We start from the raw sequence: 15563 nt of genomic DNA, 5'->3' as shown, positions 1-15563 counted from the left end.
AATCATTCTCCTCTTTCTATAGCCTCTTCTAATAAAGTGATTATTTGACGTTGTGATGTTAGAAGATCATCATATTGTTTTTCACTGAGTGACTCAGTCGCTGACTCAAAAGCTTGGAGAATACTACTCTCTTGGCTTTGTATCTTGTTATAAAGTAATTGACCTTTAGTACTAAGAGTCAACAACATTTCTCTTCGGTTATCTTCTACAGGATTTCTATGAATCAATTCAGCCTGCACAAGCCCATCAACAGCTTGACTTAATGTACTTTTCGGAAAAAACGTTGCCTTCCCTAACTGTTTTTGAGTCATCTCTTCAAATGGTGCAAGCGTTATTAATAGAGCATATTGAGGAATCGTAAGATCATTTTCTAATGCCGTTCTTTGCACTATTCTCCTAATACAATGGTTCACATGCCAAAATGAATGTAATAACTTTTCAGACCTTATACCAACGTCCTTTTCTAGACTCAAAATCCCCCACTCCTTTTTCCTTTCATTACAAACAGTTCCATTACGAACAGTTCTATAATAGCACAATTAAATTTACCTTTTTATTGAAGATCAATCAAGAGAAAAGCGTTGCATTTGGTAAACTATTTTCATTACTAAAACCGCAAAAGAAAACCCAGTTAGAGGGCTTTTTTAATACTGTCCTTTAACCAGGTTATTTTACATATTCAAGTTAACTTTAATGTTTCATATTCATCGCCGTCTTATAAAAAGCTGCACTAGATAGTACAATCAACGCTACCAATAAGAAGAGTTGATCTTGGAAATGCACTAACAGCCACCCGCCAATGACTGGTCCGATGAAGCTTCCTAAGTTCTTGATTTGGGCAGCCCCTAAAAAGCTTGCTTTTTGTGTTTCTGGTGCAATTTCATCAATTAGGACATTCATTGTTGGGAAAACAAAGATCTCACCTATAGTAAACAATACCATCCCAATAACAAATATAAGACTACTATTTGCCACGCCAAATAAAGCTAATCCCGCTACAAAGAATCCTATACCCAATAATAGTGTGAATTTCGTTGAATATCGCTCCGAATAAATACTAATCGGTAATTGCAAAATAAGAACGACCGCAGCATTAAGTGCTATTAATAATGAGTAAAGTTTTACTCCATCCTCAACAGTCAATTCGACCAATTGAGGTAATGTGGAATCGAACTGAGAATATCCAAAGTTTATCAATATCGCACCTGCAACAAACAGCTGCATTTTTCGATTCGATAAAATAATACGAAACATATGATGTATTTGAATTTGTGTTGCTAGTTTTTGCTGTTTCATTTCATATCGATTCAATACAATCATCAAAAAGATTCCGTATACGCAGTACATAGCGCCTGTAAACAAAAAAGGTACGCTTGGACTTGACAGGCTGGCAATATATACTCCAACAACAGGACCTATAACAGCAGCTATATTAATTGCTGTATATCGTAATGAAAAGAGACGTTTTCTTTTTTCTTGTGGTGTAAAATCAATCATTAATGCTTGTGTAGCCGGTTCAAAAAATGAACGACATAAACCATTGATAGCATTTAAGACTATGAACATAGCAACTATATTTGTCGTAGCGAATCCTATAAATACCGTACTCCAAACAAAAACCGTGATTAATAGAATTCGTTTTCTACCAAATCGGTCAGTCAAATAACCGCCGATAAAGCCCCCTATAGTAGATAGTAATGGGGCAATTCCTATCGTTATACCTATAAGTAAAGGTCCTGCTCCTAAATCTTTATGTAGATAAAGCGCTAAAAAGGGCATAGCCATAAAGCTCGCGATACGTGTAAATACTGTACCGCCTAAAATAATCCATACTAATGGATGAAACTGTTGGAGAAATCTCAATTATAAGCACTTCACTTTCAAATAATTAATTTTAGAACTTTTCAACAAATATAACACCGTCCATATATATATGAATAGTATTATATTTTCACTACTTTAATTATTTTGAAATATTGCTGTATATTAGGCAAAGGGTGTCTAAGATTTAACTTTTAATAAGACTCTTTTTTACTTCAATGTTGTTTTTATCAAAATAAGAAGCGTACTCGATAAATATATCGAACACGCTTCTTGTTTCTATCGTGGGGTTATTAATAATAATCACCCTCTAAACTAATATAAAACTTTGAATAACTACGATTAGTGAAAATGCAAACACTATCATAAATAACCAACCTTTAAATTTTTCCCTCTTTTTGAAATCCTGTATTCCCATTACCAACATTGTTAAGCCTAAAAATAATATCATATATACTTGAAACTCGAAATTTTTTGTAATTAGTCCATAACCAGCCAATGCTAATGCAATAATTGAAAATAGAATGCGTAAGATCATTAACAAAGTTTATCCCCCCCATTCAGCTTTTTTATTTACTATCACAATTTGTTTTTCTTTCATTAAAGATTATTATTCTACAAACATTCCTAAAAAACCTCTTATTCTATCGTTTTTCTCAATGATACGCTACGTTTGTTTCGTTTATTGGGACTAAGCGACTTTCCTCCGCAAATGTGTGGCTACATCCTCCATCTGTATCAACAAAAAAATTAAACAGGGCTTTAAATAAAAAAAACCTTATGCTAGAAGAACAAAGTGTTCCTTATAGCATAAGGGTCATACTTTATTTACAAACCAATACTTGTCTAGAAAAAGTTCCTTTTCTTGCTTCACAGCGATCGATAATTTCAAAACCAGCTTCTTCAATCATATGGTCCATTGTATCAATCGTTACTATAACAACCTTTTTGGTGAATCGGCGAGCCTGCTTCACTATATCAAGCTGTTCTTCAACAGTAATATGTGTAAATAAATTGTACGGCATATCAATGATTGCAACATCATAATTGTCTTCAATCTCTGAAATTGGTCCAGTAGTTACATTGCCTTCTAGTCCGAAATGGGCGATATTCTTTCTTGAACCTAGCACTACACGTCGATTAATATCACGTCCTACGATATCAATTCCCATCGATAATGCTTCAACTAATACAGTCCCAATTCCACAACATGGATCAATTGCACGAACCCCGTTAGGATGCGGAACTGCAATATTTGCAACTGCTCTTGCGACACGTGTATTTAGTGCCGTTGAATACATATGCGGTTTTTGCTGGTGGTGAAGCCAAATAGGTTCACTGACTTCTAATTTACCAAAATACCATTTGTTATCTATCATAACGACACCAAATACAGTTTCAGGTTGATCTAAATCAGGTTCACCTTTAATACGTAAACCAATGTTACGTTCGATTTCTCGTCGTTTTGAGTGGCCTACCTTTTTCATAGAACCAAGCTCAGAGTCATTCAAACAAACAACTTTAAATGTTGCATAATCTAGGTCAAGTTGTTCAACTAAGTCCGCTATTTGTTCGAAGCTCTCACCTTCATATATTACTTCAAGGCGTTCTTTCATAAAGGGACTTCTACTTGGATCTATCTCTATTGTACTTTTCAACACATTTGAAAGGACGTCAAATCCAAAAAATGATCGCATCTCCATTCGACACAAATCATATTCATCTTTATGCCCTGAATATGTGTAAATAAATTCTCTGTTACTCAATCATTTCCCATCCTTCACTGTGCTTCCTCAATCTCTTCAACTAATTTGAAGAAGAAGCGATAAATCATGTTATAGATTTCTTCAAACGATTTCGCTTCGCTGAATCCTTCTATATAGTCTAATGGTACATTTACGTCCCATAAACCATCTTCAGCGGAAAACATGACACTGTATTTCGCATTATCTCCATGTAAATTCGTATTCAAATAAGTTTTTATAGCCTCGCAGAATTTCTTTTGTAATTTCAATCCAAATAAGGCTGTATATGTTTCAAAAACATCATCAAATTCTAGCGCTACAGCGTCCATGCGGATTAACTCAAAATTACTAGATTCTACATAAACAAATTCATTTGCTTGTTCTTTCAAATATGAAATTGGTTTCTGCAAGAAAGCAGTACTTTCCGCAGAGATTAATTCTTCCGTCTCTTTATTACAGCGTTCAAGAGCATTTATGTAAAATGTCTTTTCAGTAACAGCTACCCCACTAGGAAGTAATTCATGTTTTTCTGCGAATTCCTTTTCAATATCAAACAACTCAATTTTGTTTTCACTTATATGATTTGCAATATAATTTTCAATTTGTTGTTTTAACAATTTAAGTCAGCTCCTTTACTTGAAAGGAATTGAATTGGATTCCTCTCATACCCTAGTATAGCCTAAATTGAACTGTTAAGCCTTTAATTTATATGTATTCAGTTTTATCATGACATAAGTTTTTTGATTTGAGATGAATTATTAGATTCAACATTTGTAATGGTGGATTAATATAATTGGTTTTCAGCATACCGATCACTTTGAACTATTGCCTAGTTTTACTTTCAACAAAAGAATAAATCAGATTCGATTTCTCTATAATTAATACTGAGTTACTCTTATCTTAACCCTCCATATTCCTTATACTTACCTACATCCATTCATTAATATGAGCAGTGCTCTTTTTATTAATTTTGGCTATGTTTAACTTTATTGTTGATTTCCTTGAAATTAATAGGGTTCATAGTGTTTGAGGTCAGATGATTTTATATTAGCTTCATTATTTAAAGAACGATACTCAAATTGAATAATGTCATTATGTGCAATCTTTGTTATAGCCTTTTTCCGCTACAAGATAAGAAATCGATTATAATGGAGATCATGCGAATATTCCAGAAGAATGTATTTTAGATCCAAATAATCCAGAAACAAGAGAGAAAATGAAAAAGGCACTAGAGAATATTGAAAAAGAACTTAAACATAAATTTTAATTAAATCGTTGAATTATAATTTCGAATAATATCTCTAAAGGTTAGAACTGAACTGCACCTCAATTGTTAGACTTAAGTCTACAATTGGAGGTGCTTTTCTATTGTAGCTGTAAACGAAGGCTTTCAATACATTTATATTTTGATATAATTATATTTATGATAAATTTGGAAATAGAGGTGATTTTTTGAGTACAATAATTATGTATAGTCCTATTCTATTATTAATACTGAGCTATTATTTTAAAATTTCATTTATAGAACACCTTCATGAAGGAAATAAACGAGAAGCTAGACAAGCAAAAATATTAACGATTGCCTGCTTCACACTAGGTATCATACCCTTGATTCTCATGTTAATGGATGCAAGCGGCTGGTATTATGGCTGATATGTAAAAAGCACTTCTACAATATCGTAGGAGTGCCTTATTTTTAAAATAGACGCTTTAAATTAGCCATTTCAATCGCTGCAATTGCAGAATCATAGCCTTTATTGCCTGATTTCGTACCTGAGCGTTCGATTGCTTGTTCAATATTTTCTGTTGTGACTATACCGAAAATAACGGGTACATTTGTATTTAACGAAACATTGGCAATTCCTTTTGCTGCTTCATTGCACACATAATCATAATGTGAAGTGGAACCACGTATAACCGTCCCCAAACCTATTACTGCGTCGTAGTCACCTTTCTCTACCATTTGCTTTGCTATAAAGGGCACTTCAAATGCACCAGGTACCCACGCAACATCAATATTGTCTTCTGAAACGCCATGTCGTACTAACCCGTCCATTGCGCCACCTAGTAATTTACTTGTGATAAACTCATTGAACCTACCTACTACAATACCAATTTTTAAATCTGTTCCAATTAATTGTGCTTCAAATACTTTTCCCATTTTAAGATCCCCTTTACGAAATAAGATGATTCATCTTTTCTTTTTTAGTTTCTAAATAAAATAAATTGCTTGCTACAGCTTCAATTTCAATCGACATTCTTTCGACAACTTCAATGCCGTATGCTTCTAGGCTTTGAACTTTATCTGGGTTGTTCGTTAATAGGCGAACTTTTGATATACCTAAATTTTTTAGCATTTGAGCTGCTAATGCATAGTCACGTGCATCTGCAGGAAAACCCAACTTTACATTGGCTTCAACTGTATCAAAGCCCTGCTCTTGTAACTCATAAGTACGTAGCTTATTTATCAAACCGATACCTCTACCCTCTTGTTGCATATACAACACAACACCTGCCCCTTCAGTCTCGATGACTTTTAAGGCCTGTTCCAACTGAGGACCGCAATCACATCTTTCCGAATGAAAAATATCTCCTGTCAAACAAGATGAGTGAACGCGCACAATCGGAGCTTCAACAATATTTATGTCCCCTTTAACAAGTGCTACATGTTCGAATTTGTCGATGTCGTTTTCATAGCCAATCAAATTGAAATGGCCATAGCTTGTCGGAAGTTGTACATTAGCTGCTCTAGTGACTAGCTCTTCTTGGATGTAACGATATTGAATTAAACTTTCAATCGTAATCATTTTTAACTGATGTTTTTGGGCGAAGTCTATTAGCTCTTGTCCAGTAGACATCTCCCCGCTATCCCCCATTATTTCACAGATAAAACCTGCTGGAATAGCGCCGCATGCTTTCGCCAAATCTACTGCCGCTTCTGTATGACCAGGTCTTTCTAATACGCCATTTCTTTTAGCAACTAACGGAAAAACGTGACCCGGTCTTTTAAAATCATCAGCTAATGCATTGGGATTCAATAAATGTTGAATCGTTTGCGAACGCTCAAATGCACTAATACCCGTCTTTGCATTACAATGATCAATACTTACTGTAAATGCCGTTTGATGGTGATCCGTATTATTGGACACCATTGGATGTAAGTTGAGCTCTGTTGCGATTTTTTCTGTGATTGGTGTACAAATTAGACCTCTTGCATGCGTTGCCATAAAGTTAATATTTTCTGGCGTTGCATATTCTGCAAGTGCTACTAAATCCCCTTCATTTTCACGATTTTCATCATCAACGACGATGATCATTTTGCCTTCTTTTAAATCCTTTAATGCTTCTTCAATTGAGTGAAACATTGCTATACACCGCCCGTTTTAATATCCGTTTTGTTGTAAAAAATCCATTGTAATTGCTGAAGTACTATCGTTATTCTGTAATTGATGAATAATATATTTGCCTAGCATATCTGTTTCGATATTCACTTGTTGTCCCGTTTCCTTCAGTGCGAAAATCGTTTCTTGATACGTATGTGGAATAAGAGATACAGTCAATTTTTCAGGATGTTTTTCAAAAATCGTCAAGCTTGTTCCATCAATGGCTACGGAACCCCTTGGTATACACAAATCACTCAGTTCTCTAGAGATAGCGATGTCAATGTAGACTGCATTTGCTTGCTTTGTTTTTCTGATAATAGTCCCTGTCCCATCAACATGACCTGAAACGAAGTGACCGCCAAATCGCCCATTTGCAGCCATTGCTCTTTCTAAATTCACCAACTGCCCTACTTTTAAGGAGTGAATTGTTGTCGCTTTGACCGTTTCTGGCATGACATCTAACGTGAATTCGTGAAGTGTGAAATGCGAAACGGTTAGGCATACGCCGTTTACTGCTACACTATCGCCAAGTTGCATATCCAACATGATGTCTTGAGCTTCAATAGTAAATTTCATACTCTCTGCATCTTTTTTCAGCTCTGTAATTTTTCCTTTTGCCTCAATAATTCCTGTGAACATACGCTATACCCCCACTCCCGAAATCACTTTAATTACATCACCAATTCGATCCACTTGCTGCAGTTTTAGTGGGACAGCATCAGCCATGCTTTTTACTTCTAAATCTTCCAACATCCCCATTCCATCATGGTCACCTACTAGTTTTGGTGCTATGTAAGTAATCATTTCATTAACTAGACCTGAATTGATAAAACTCGTATTTATACGCTGCCCCCCTTCTACATAAAGGGTGACGATATTTCGCCTTGCCAGCTCTTGAAGGACGTCCTGGATTGCGATTGTTTTTGTTTTAAGTTGGATTACTTGTACATTGTCTTGTGCAAAGCTGGTGATATGATCAGGGGTAACTTCAAGCCCAACAACAATCCATGTCTGCGTTGTTTGATCAGTGATAACCTTAGCATTTATAGGTGTTCTTAAATGCGTGTCCAAAATGATTCGAATCGGTTGTTTTTTACTTTCTGTAAATCGATTTGTTAGTAATGGGTCATCTATTAACACCGTCCCAACACCAACTAAGATCGCATCCGTTTGCCCTCTTTTTCGATGAACATCCTCCTGCACTTCTTTACCTGTGATATTTTCATTTTTTCCATGAACGGTAGCAATCTTGCCATCCAATGTAATAGCTTGCTTTAACGTAACAAAAGGCAACTTCTGCTTCATAAAATGAAAATAAGCTTTATTTAATTTCACAGCTTCGGCTTCACAAAGCCCCACTTCCACTTCAATGCCAGCATCCTTTAGCTTTGTTACACCAGTGCCAGCTACTTTGGGATTTGGATCGAGTGTTGCTACCACTACTTTTTTTATACCTGCATTCAAAATGGCCATCGTACATGGTGGTGTTTTACCATAATGATTACAAGGCTCTAATGTGACATACATTGTACTGCCAACAGCATTTTCCCCGGCCATATTGAGTGCATGTACTTCCGCATGATGAGAACCGGCACTAAGATGCGCTCCAAAACCAACTACAGCACCTTCTTTTACAATGATCGCTCCTACTACCGGATTGGGCGAAGTTTGATCCTCACCTACTGTTGCAAATTTCAACGCTAAATCCATAAAATACTCGTCATGCATTGTGATAAACCTCCCTTTTTGAAAAATAAAAAACTCTCTAATTAAATTAGGGAGTTTGGGAGAGTATTAGATAAACGCATCGCTAAATAAACCTAATGAAATACTATTTTTCAAAAGGAATTGCGTGTAATCTAGCTGTCCTTCTCCCATCCAGACTATACTGTCGGCTTTGGATTCGCACCAAATCCTGCTCTTATCAAGCTCACGGGCTTAGAAGATTCACTTCATCACCGTCGATTGGGAATTTCACCCGACCCCGAAGGACTTACTTATTTAGTTTTTCCATCAAAAAAACTCCATAGATTTCTACGGAGTTTGATAGGAGTTATGTAAAATATCATAAGCAAATAAACCTATTAAAATACTTTATTTTTAATAAGACTTCGATATTCTCTACATCCTTCTCCCATCCAGACTATACTGTCGGCTTTGGACTCACACCAAATCCTGCTCTTATCAAGCTCACGGGCTTAGAAGTTTTACTTCATCACCGTCGATTGGGAATTTCACCCGACCCCGAAGGATATTACATATGAAATTAACAACAATACAAATAAGTTTTAGGGCATCAAAAAAACCCCATAGAACACTACGGAGTTTGATAGGAGACATAAATTATCAATGCTAAATAAACCTATTAAATCTACATAAATTTAATAAGACCTTGATATTCTTTACATCCTTCTCCCATCCAGACTATACTGTCGGCTTTGGATTCTCACCATATCCTGCCTAAAAAAGGCTCACGGGCTTAAAAGTTTTACTTTATCACCGTCGATTGGGAATTTCACCCGACCCCGAAGGATTATTATATTGTATGTAAATACCATAGCACTTTACTTATTTAAAAACTAGAGGTTTTTTAATTTATATTGGATTGATCGAGAACATACTAAAAAGAGATTAGTCTTAAAAGCTTGATATGTTGGGCTATATTGACCTGTTACATGTCATGAGAAAATGTAATTTTTTTTATTTACCAACACCAATTCACTGTATAGTTAAGGTAATAATACAAAAACCAAGGATAAAAACTATGGATATAAAAGCAATAAAACTCCATTTTCTCATTTCCAATTTCGGCCTTATTATACTATTTAAATTAATGCAGGCAGGAATATAAATAGCTGTTGCAATGATAGATATTATTAAAAAGACACCTAGTAAACCATCATCGAAAGTAGAGTCTACTCTCAATCCAAAAGAATGCGATGCATACATTATTGTCATGAACCATAATAAACCTATAAAAAAAGATAAATAGCCTAGAAATAAGTTAACTATTATGGAAATAGAACGGTATCCTATTCTCATTATATCCTCCTTTTCATTATTAAAATTATGCTTTAAAAACCTCATCACATTTATTTCTGTCGTAGTGTACATACTATTGAAAATAACCTTAAACTATTATATAAATCGTTTTAATATTTTATGTATATGACACAATGATATCGAATATTTACTAACATTTTCCCACCAGTTAAATTATCTGCTCTCATACAAAAATTTAAACATGCCTAATAAAAAAGCACTACATAATAAAACAATTTAATATCGTTTTATATGTAGCACTCCTCTATTCACCTTACTTATTCATTTATTCTTCTAGCATTATTTTTATTATTCGGTTTTTGTTTTTCTTCATGATTATGTTGTTTATGTGCTTCATCATTTTGTCCAACTACATCAAAGTCATCTGGACTCAAATCAAACCCATACCCAAATTCTTCACGACCTAAGTCATTTTTCTTTTTCGCTTTATTCTTTTCTTGGTTGTTATTCGCCATTTATATTCACCTCCATCCACTATAATTTGTTCATTTTCTTTTGATTTATTCTTAGTATTTATTTTGTAAACATGACTTGAACAAAACTATCTAAATATATTAATTTTCAATGTAAAAAAAAGGAGCTCTTCTTAATAACCTAATTCCAAATCGTTATCAAAAATCAACTTTTTAATTATTTCTATATCATTCCAATTAACAGTATAGTTTTCTTAAGAAAAGGAGTGAGTGAAATGAATAGTACTTGGAATGCAACTTTATATGATACAAAACATCAATTTGTTTCAAAATATGGGGAAGGATTAATTTCGTTTCTTCATCCAAAAGTAGGAGAGCAGATTTTAGATGTCGGTTGTGGTACCGGTGATTTAGCTGCACAAATCGCTGAATTAGGTGCAAAAGTCATTGGGATTGATCAGTCAGAATCAATGATTGAACAAGCAAACCAAAAATTTGGTCATATTCCCTTCTACGTCAAAGATGCGCAACACCTTGGTTATTCAAAACAGTTTGATGCAGTTTTTTCTAACGCTGCTTTACATTGGGTGAAATCTCAAGATAAGGCCGTTGCAAGTATTTATGAAGCTTTAAAAGATGGTGGTCGCTTTGTCGCTGAATTGGGTGGGCAAGGTAATATTCAATCTATTGTGGAAGCAATTCAACAATCATTTAGTGAACTAGATTATGAATACAAAGCAGAAGAGTTCCCGTGGTATTTTCCAAGCGTGGCCGAGTATGTTGCTTTACTTGATGAACATGGCTTTAATGTGCACCACTCCAATATTTAACCGACGTTTCATACCACCTGAGTAATGTTTGACCAGTTTTTTGTTTTCATCTTGTAGGCCAATTTCTTCTAATACAATTTCAATTCTCTCTTTCAATTTATCTTTTGGCATTTTATGAATACTGCCAAAGAAATGCAGATTTTCTCTAGCCGTTAAATCACTATATAAAGCTATTTCTTGTGGTACGACCCCCAACACCTCTCGCAAAGAACCTTGATCATTTATAACGCTTTTTTGGTGTAGCAATACATCACCCTTTGATGGTTTGATAAGCGTTGATATCATGGCAATCGCTGTCGATTTTCCCGCACCATTTGGACCAAGTAACCCCACAATCTCACCTGGCTCAATATATAAATTCACGTGATCTACCACATTTACTTTTTTATATGTTTTTGTTAAATCCACTACTTCTATCATAAATTACATCCCCTCTCTCCTTAATTACACTATAAATAAAATCACATTGCTTGCAGACTAGCTAACGTCATAAATCGATATGACCTCAGTCACATAAAAAAGCGACGAGTTAATCGCCGCTTCTTTCATTACTCATACGAGATCATTTTTCACAGCATAAATGGCTAACTGTGTACGATCCCTTAAATCAAGTTCCTGTAGAATATGTGTCATATAATTCTTCACTGTACCAATTGATAAAAACAATTCTTCTGATATTTCCTTATTTGTCTTGCCCTCACCTACGAGCCTCACTACATCAAGCTCTCGTTCAGTTAAAGTATGAACTGGTTGTGATGGAGGCGATTTTTTCAATAATTTAGGCATTAACTTTGCTGCAACATCCTCATGTAATACGAGCCCTCCTTCAAGGACACTATGGATAGCACTAATTAATTTATGAGGTTCTGCTGATTTTAACAAAAATCCATTAGCCCCGTCTTTTAATATTTCGAACGCATATTCTTCATCGTCAAACGTCGTCAACACTAAAACTTTAATTTGTGGGAATCGATTGCGGATTCTTTTAGTTGCTTCTATCCCATTCATTTCTGGCATTCTGACATCCATTAGTACGAGATCAATATGATGATTTTCAAGTGCAGCCAGTGCTTCAAATCCATTACTTGCTTCCGCAACAATTTCAAAATCCGGCTCTTGCTCTACAATCATCTTCAGCCCATTGCGCACAATAGCCTGATCTTCAACAATCAAAATATGTACCATTCTCTATTCCCTCTCTTTTATTGGAAATGTACCTTCAACTATAAAATGATCTTCGGTCCGATTGACACGAAGTTCTCCACCGATTTCTTCTACTCTACCCATCATATTCGTGAGTCCGAATCCTAATTCAAAAGCCTTTAGTTTCAACACTTTATTTTTCACTATAAAATGAACCTGTTGTAATGAATTTTGTCTTAAGATTACTTCTACTTCTTTTGAATCACTATATTTCATCGCATTCGTCAAACTTTCCTGGAGTACGCGATAGAGAACAATACTTTGTTTATTGGAAATCGGTAAAGTTAACACACCTTTTTCAAAAGTAAAACGAATTTGTAAATGGCTCTCCATTTCAAGCTTTCGTATTAATTGAATAACAGATTGAATACCGCTTACTTCAGCCGTTTTCAGCTGTCGCACTGCATTTCTCGTTTCATCCAAACTATCTCTAGCTAATTCTTTTATGTCTTTTATACCTTTCAAATTATTCTCGATGGATAGAACCTCTAATTGCATTAACAAAGCTGTTAACTTATGTCCCACTGAATCATGGATATCTCTCGCCATTTTCGTGCGTTCTTCTGCTCGAGCTAATTGTTCTTGCTCTACAAAAGAGCGCTTTAACGTTCGATATTCCCCAAGCAATCCTGTATAAAGATCACCTTTTTCTTTAACGTTCCAAAAAAGTTGACTTACAAAGAATGAACTTATACAAATCGAAATAAATAACACAAAATTTAAAAAAGGAAGATATTTCAATAAAGTTATTGCTGTACAAACGAAGACAAGCGAACTTATGTAAATTGTATGTTCCCGATGTTTTAGTTGAAAAGCTCCCTCCATTATAAAAAAAGCATGCATGGGCAATAAATAAACAACATCTATTGAAAGTACCAATCCTATTGGGATTAATAACACCATAATGAGATAATTAATGATAGGTATTTTACTAAGTGGGATTGTAAAATATAAGCACAAAGTAGCTGTGGCTATAATGATTGTGTTTGTTACCGGCCCACTATTCAGCAAGATATGAATTATTAATACGCCTATAGTAAAAAGCAACGCAATATAACGAATAATCAATGCTTGCACTGTTACACCTCACTTTGAATTGTAGTATTTCACTCTGTAATTTCTCCTATTATTAACACTTGAATGTACCAAGAAAAACGAAATAATTAAATCTTCTCTGCACAAAATTGTTAGTGTGTTACATGTAATAATAACAAAATATGGTATCAATAAAAATATCTTTTCTTTGCTTATGTCTAAAATCAGTTTTTATCGTTTGATTATGCTAATATATCATCTAAGAGAAGGTGATTTTATTTCAGAACTATTTACTGAGAAACTAATATTCATTGCACTGTTTATACTGATTATCCATTGTATCGAAACACTTGCATACGCTGTCCGATTATCCGGTGCAAGAGTTAAACTGCTTGCTTCTGCTTTATCCTTATTTAACTTGATGGTCATGGTATCAAGGCTTGCTAATATGATGCAGCAACCTTTTACTGGAAGCCTAATTGATAAAGCACCAAAAGAAAATACTCTAGAATTTGTCGAAAGTCAATTTAGGATCATCATTGCATCTTCCACAATAGGTACTATCATCGGGATTCTACTACTCCCAACTTTTATCGCCATTTTTTCTAGAGCAATTATCCATTTAGCTGAAGAAAGAGGCTCCATTCCGTCGTTGATTAAAAAGGGCTTCACATTTGCATACATAAAACGCGGACTAAAGCATATTCACTTGCCAAAAATTTCTTATGTAAAGGATATACGATTAAAAGATATCCCAGTAAAATTATTTTTCATCAATATGGTGATCACAGCTATCTACACAATTGGAGTATTATCTGCTTTGTACGCTGGGTTGATCGCTCCAGAAAGAAAAGCAACAGCCATTATGGCCTCAGGTCTTATTAACGGGGTAGCTACTATCTTGCTTATCATCTTTATTGACCCAAGAATATCAATTCTTGCCGATGACGTCATTAACCAAAGAGGCAGTTATTCGAATCTAAAAGGTATGTCAATTATGATGATGACTTCCCGATTGTTTGGGACATTACTAGCACAAGTCTTTTTCATTCCAGGAGCTCATTATGTAGCTTGGTTTACGAAATTTATTGTTTAATTTGTAATGACTTGTTTTTAACCACGAAGTTCTATCCGACTTGGAAATTATCCTTAGTTGGTGTTTATTAATCATTCGCCACTCGAAACAATAAGCGTATTCGATTTATAACTCGAATACGCTTATTGTTTTAGAGAATTTCAATAATATCATTAAACATAGCCAATAAATTTTTAGTGCCTTACTGGAGTAAAAATCAAGTAAAGTAAGCTAATCAAACTTATTAAGCTTTTATCGGTACACATATTTCGCAATAATGGTTGTTTACCATCTCCTCAGTGTATCTTTCCAAAATAGGTTTGTTATCAATTTGATATCCATTCATTTGTAAATCAATAAAAATATTGGCATATGCTTCTTGAATGTCTTCGGCTGTATGTTTGACTTCGTAAGCAAGGTACTTTCCACCAGCAAGTTCACCTTCGCAAATTGAATTATCGATTTGATAATCCTCTGAAATCACAATACAAGCATCAAATCTACAGTCTTCAGGAAGTGTTGTCTCAGGGTTATCTTGTTGAATTGCAAGTATAATTGACGAAAGATTTTTCTCTCTTGCCCATTTTTTCAACTTCTCCATAACTTCAATATTTGCAGAACCATACGGACCAACACGTCGCACATAAGCTAAGCGATAGTTAGGTAGTGTTTCAACTTTAAATTTCATATATTCTTTCTTCCTTTCTTCTTTTGGATTTATTTGGTGCATTTCGAATGTAACATGCTTAAAAAATATATACACTTCATTTTTTTAAAAGTAACAATCTTTCTATTTACGAATTTTTAAAACAAAAAAACAGAGCTATTTCTACACATTTTGTAGATTTACTCTGTCTTTATGTTTTAACAGCAACATGCTTTTAAAAAACAGCCATTACCGTATGTGCTTGTCCAATACCAACTCAAAAAATTAGAACATCCATCCTCTTATTTGAAGAAAAAAAGTCTACATTTTTTTCTAATTCTATTTATTT

General features: G+C 34.5%; 18 protein-coding genes and 3 riboswitches. Of the genes, 3 read left to right on the top strand and 15 right to left on the bottom strand.

Annotated elements, in window-relative coordinates; translation table 11 throughout:
- Positions 1 to 2: 2 nt before the first annotated feature.
- The 5 genes from MKY02_RS09615 to MKY02_RS09595 all read right to left on the bottom strand — a co-directional run bounded on the left by MKY02_RS09615 (position 3) and on the right by MKY02_RS09595 (position 4183).
- Positions 3 to 473, bottom strand: a complete 471-nt coding sequence (locus MKY02_RS09615; protein WP_076065374.1) for a MarR family winged helix-turn-helix transcriptional regulator — start codon at positions 471 to 473, stop codon at positions 3 to 5.
- Positions 474 to 690: 217 nt separating this feature from the next.
- Positions 691 to 1863: an MDR family MFS transporter gene (locus MKY02_RS09610; RefSeq protein WP_340711069.1), complete on the bottom strand. Its 1173-nt coding sequence runs from the start codon at positions 1861 to 1863 to the stop codon at positions 691 to 693.
- Positions 1864 to 2131: 268 nt separating this feature from the next.
- Positions 2132 to 2359, bottom strand: coding sequence for a DUF3953 domain-containing protein (locus tag MKY02_RS09605; RefSeq protein ID WP_340711686.1), 228 nt, complete (start codon positions 2357 to 2359; stop codon positions 2132 to 2134).
- Positions 2360 to 2645: 286 nt separating this feature from the next.
- Positions 2646 to 3524 (bottom strand): RsmD family RNA methyltransferase, encoded by an 879-nt coding sequence (locus tag MKY02_RS09600; protein WP_083669601.1) that lies wholly within the window; start codon positions 3522 to 3524, stop codon positions 2646 to 2648.
- 77 nt (positions 3525 to 3601) lie between these two features.
- Complete coding sequence (locus MKY02_RS09595; protein WP_076035048.1) at positions 3602 to 4183, bottom strand: branched-chain amino acid aminotransferase; 582 nt, start codon at positions 4181 to 4183, stop codon at positions 3602 to 3604.
- An 835-nt stretch (positions 4184 to 5018) separates the two neighbouring features.
- Between MKY02_RS09595 and MKY02_RS09590 the strand changes: the two genes are divergently transcribed.
- Positions 5019 to 5219, top strand: coding sequence for a hypothetical protein (locus MKY02_RS09590; RefSeq protein WP_340711065.1), 201 nt, complete (start codon positions 5019 to 5021; stop codon positions 5217 to 5219).
- 43 nt (positions 5220 to 5262) lie between these two features.
- Here the strand turns inward: MKY02_RS09590 and ribH are convergent, their stop codons facing one another.
- The 6 genes from ribH to MKY02_RS09560 all read right to left on the bottom strand — a co-directional run bounded on the left by ribH (position 5263) and on the right by MKY02_RS09560 (position 10467).
- Positions 5263 to 5727, bottom strand: a complete 465-nt coding sequence (gene ribH, locus MKY02_RS09585; protein ID WP_053415785.1) for a 6,7-dimethyl-8-ribityllumazine synthase — start codon at positions 5725 to 5727, stop codon at positions 5263 to 5265.
- A gap of 13 nt (positions 5728 to 5740) precedes the next feature.
- The gene (locus MKY02_RS09580) at positions 5741 to 6931 is read right to left on the bottom strand and encodes a bifunctional 3,4-dihydroxy-2-butanone-4-phosphate synthase/GTP cyclohydrolase II (protein ID WP_076035046.1); all 1191 of its coding nucleotides are present in this window, start codon (positions 6929 to 6931) and stop codon (positions 5741 to 5743) included.
- A gap of 18 nt (positions 6932 to 6949) precedes the next feature.
- Positions 6950 to 7588, bottom strand: coding sequence for a riboflavin synthase (gene ribE, locus MKY02_RS09575; protein ID WP_076035045.1), 639 nt, complete (start codon positions 7586 to 7588; stop codon positions 6950 to 6952).
- Positions 7589 to 7591: 3 nt separating this feature from the next.
- On the bottom strand, positions 7592 to 8677 hold the full coding sequence (gene ribD / locus MKY02_RS09570) for a bifunctional diaminohydroxyphosphoribosylaminopyrimidine deaminase/5-amino-6-(5-phosphoribosylamino)uracil reductase RibD (RefSeq protein ID WP_076035044.1): 1086 nt from the start codon (positions 8675 to 8677) through the stop codon (positions 7592 to 7594).
- A gap of 134 nt (positions 8678 to 8811) precedes the next feature.
- Positions 8812 to 8945: riboswitch (FMN riboswitch) on the bottom strand.
- A gap of 126 nt (positions 8946 to 9071) precedes the next feature.
- Positions 9072 to 9205, bottom strand: a riboswitch (FMN riboswitch).
- A gap of 147 nt (positions 9206 to 9352) precedes the next feature.
- A riboswitch (FMN riboswitch) is annotated at positions 9353 to 9486 on the bottom strand.
- A gap of 181 nt (positions 9487 to 9667) precedes the next feature.
- Complete coding sequence (locus tag MKY02_RS09565; RefSeq protein ID WP_038182506.1) at positions 9668 to 9991, bottom strand: hypothetical protein; 324 nt, start codon at positions 9989 to 9991, stop codon at positions 9668 to 9670.
- A 278-nt stretch (positions 9992 to 10269) separates the two neighbouring features.
- Positions 10270 to 10467: a hypothetical protein gene (locus MKY02_RS09560; RefSeq protein ID WP_038182509.1), complete on the bottom strand. Its 198-nt coding sequence runs from the start codon at positions 10465 to 10467 to the stop codon at positions 10270 to 10272.
- A 233-nt stretch (positions 10468 to 10700) separates the two neighbouring features.
- Here MKY02_RS09560 and MKY02_RS09555 point away from each other — a divergent pair, with 233 nt between their 5' ends.
- On the top strand, positions 10701 to 11255 hold the full coding sequence (locus MKY02_RS09555; RefSeq protein WP_340711062.1) for a class I SAM-dependent methyltransferase: 555 nt from the start codon (positions 10701 to 10703) through the stop codon (positions 11253 to 11255).
- Here the strand turns inward: MKY02_RS09555 and MKY02_RS09550 are convergent.
- The 3 genes from MKY02_RS09550 to MKY02_RS09540 all read right to left on the bottom strand — a co-directional run bounded on the left by MKY02_RS09550 (position 11211) and on the right by MKY02_RS09540 (position 13535).
- A complete protein-coding gene (locus MKY02_RS09550; protein ID WP_340711060.1) occupies positions 11211 to 11675 on the bottom strand; it encodes an ABC transporter ATP-binding protein in 465 nt (154 codons plus the stop codon). The two genes, MKY02_RS09555 and MKY02_RS09550, sit on opposite strands and share 45 nt — an antisense overlap.
- Before the next feature lie 132 nt (positions 11676 to 11807).
- Positions 11808 to 12440, bottom strand: coding sequence for a response regulator transcription factor (locus MKY02_RS09545; protein ID WP_340711058.1), 633 nt, complete (start codon positions 12438 to 12440; stop codon positions 11808 to 11810).
- A gap of 3 nt (positions 12441 to 12443) precedes the next feature.
- On the bottom strand, positions 12444 to 13535 hold the full coding sequence (locus tag MKY02_RS09540) for a sensor histidine kinase (RefSeq protein WP_038182527.1): 1092 nt from the start codon (positions 13533 to 13535) through the stop codon (positions 12444 to 12446).
- A gap of 202 nt (positions 13536 to 13737) precedes the next feature.
- Here MKY02_RS09540 and MKY02_RS09535 point away from each other — a divergent pair, with 202 nt between their 5' ends.
- The gene (locus MKY02_RS09535; RefSeq protein WP_081730067.1) at positions 13738 to 14589 is read left to right on the top strand and encodes a lipid II flippase Amj family protein; all 852 of its coding nucleotides are present in this window, start codon (positions 13738 to 13740) and stop codon (positions 14587 to 14589) included.
- Between the two features lie 223 nt (positions 14590 to 14812).
- Here MKY02_RS09535 and MKY02_RS09530 read toward each other — a convergent pair whose 3' ends face one another.
- Positions 14813 to 15256: an AraC family transcriptional regulator gene (locus MKY02_RS09530; protein WP_038182529.1), complete on the bottom strand. Its 444-nt coding sequence runs from the start codon at positions 15254 to 15256 to the stop codon at positions 14813 to 14815.
- Positions 15257 to 15563 lie beyond the last annotated feature (307 nt).

The organism is Viridibacillus sp. FSL R5-0888, assembly GCF_038009105.1.
Taxonomy (GTDB): Bacteria; Bacillota; Bacilli; order Bacillales_A; family Planococcaceae; genus Viridibacillus; species Viridibacillus arenosi.
This window is presented reverse-complemented; position numbering and strand designations above follow the sequence as displayed.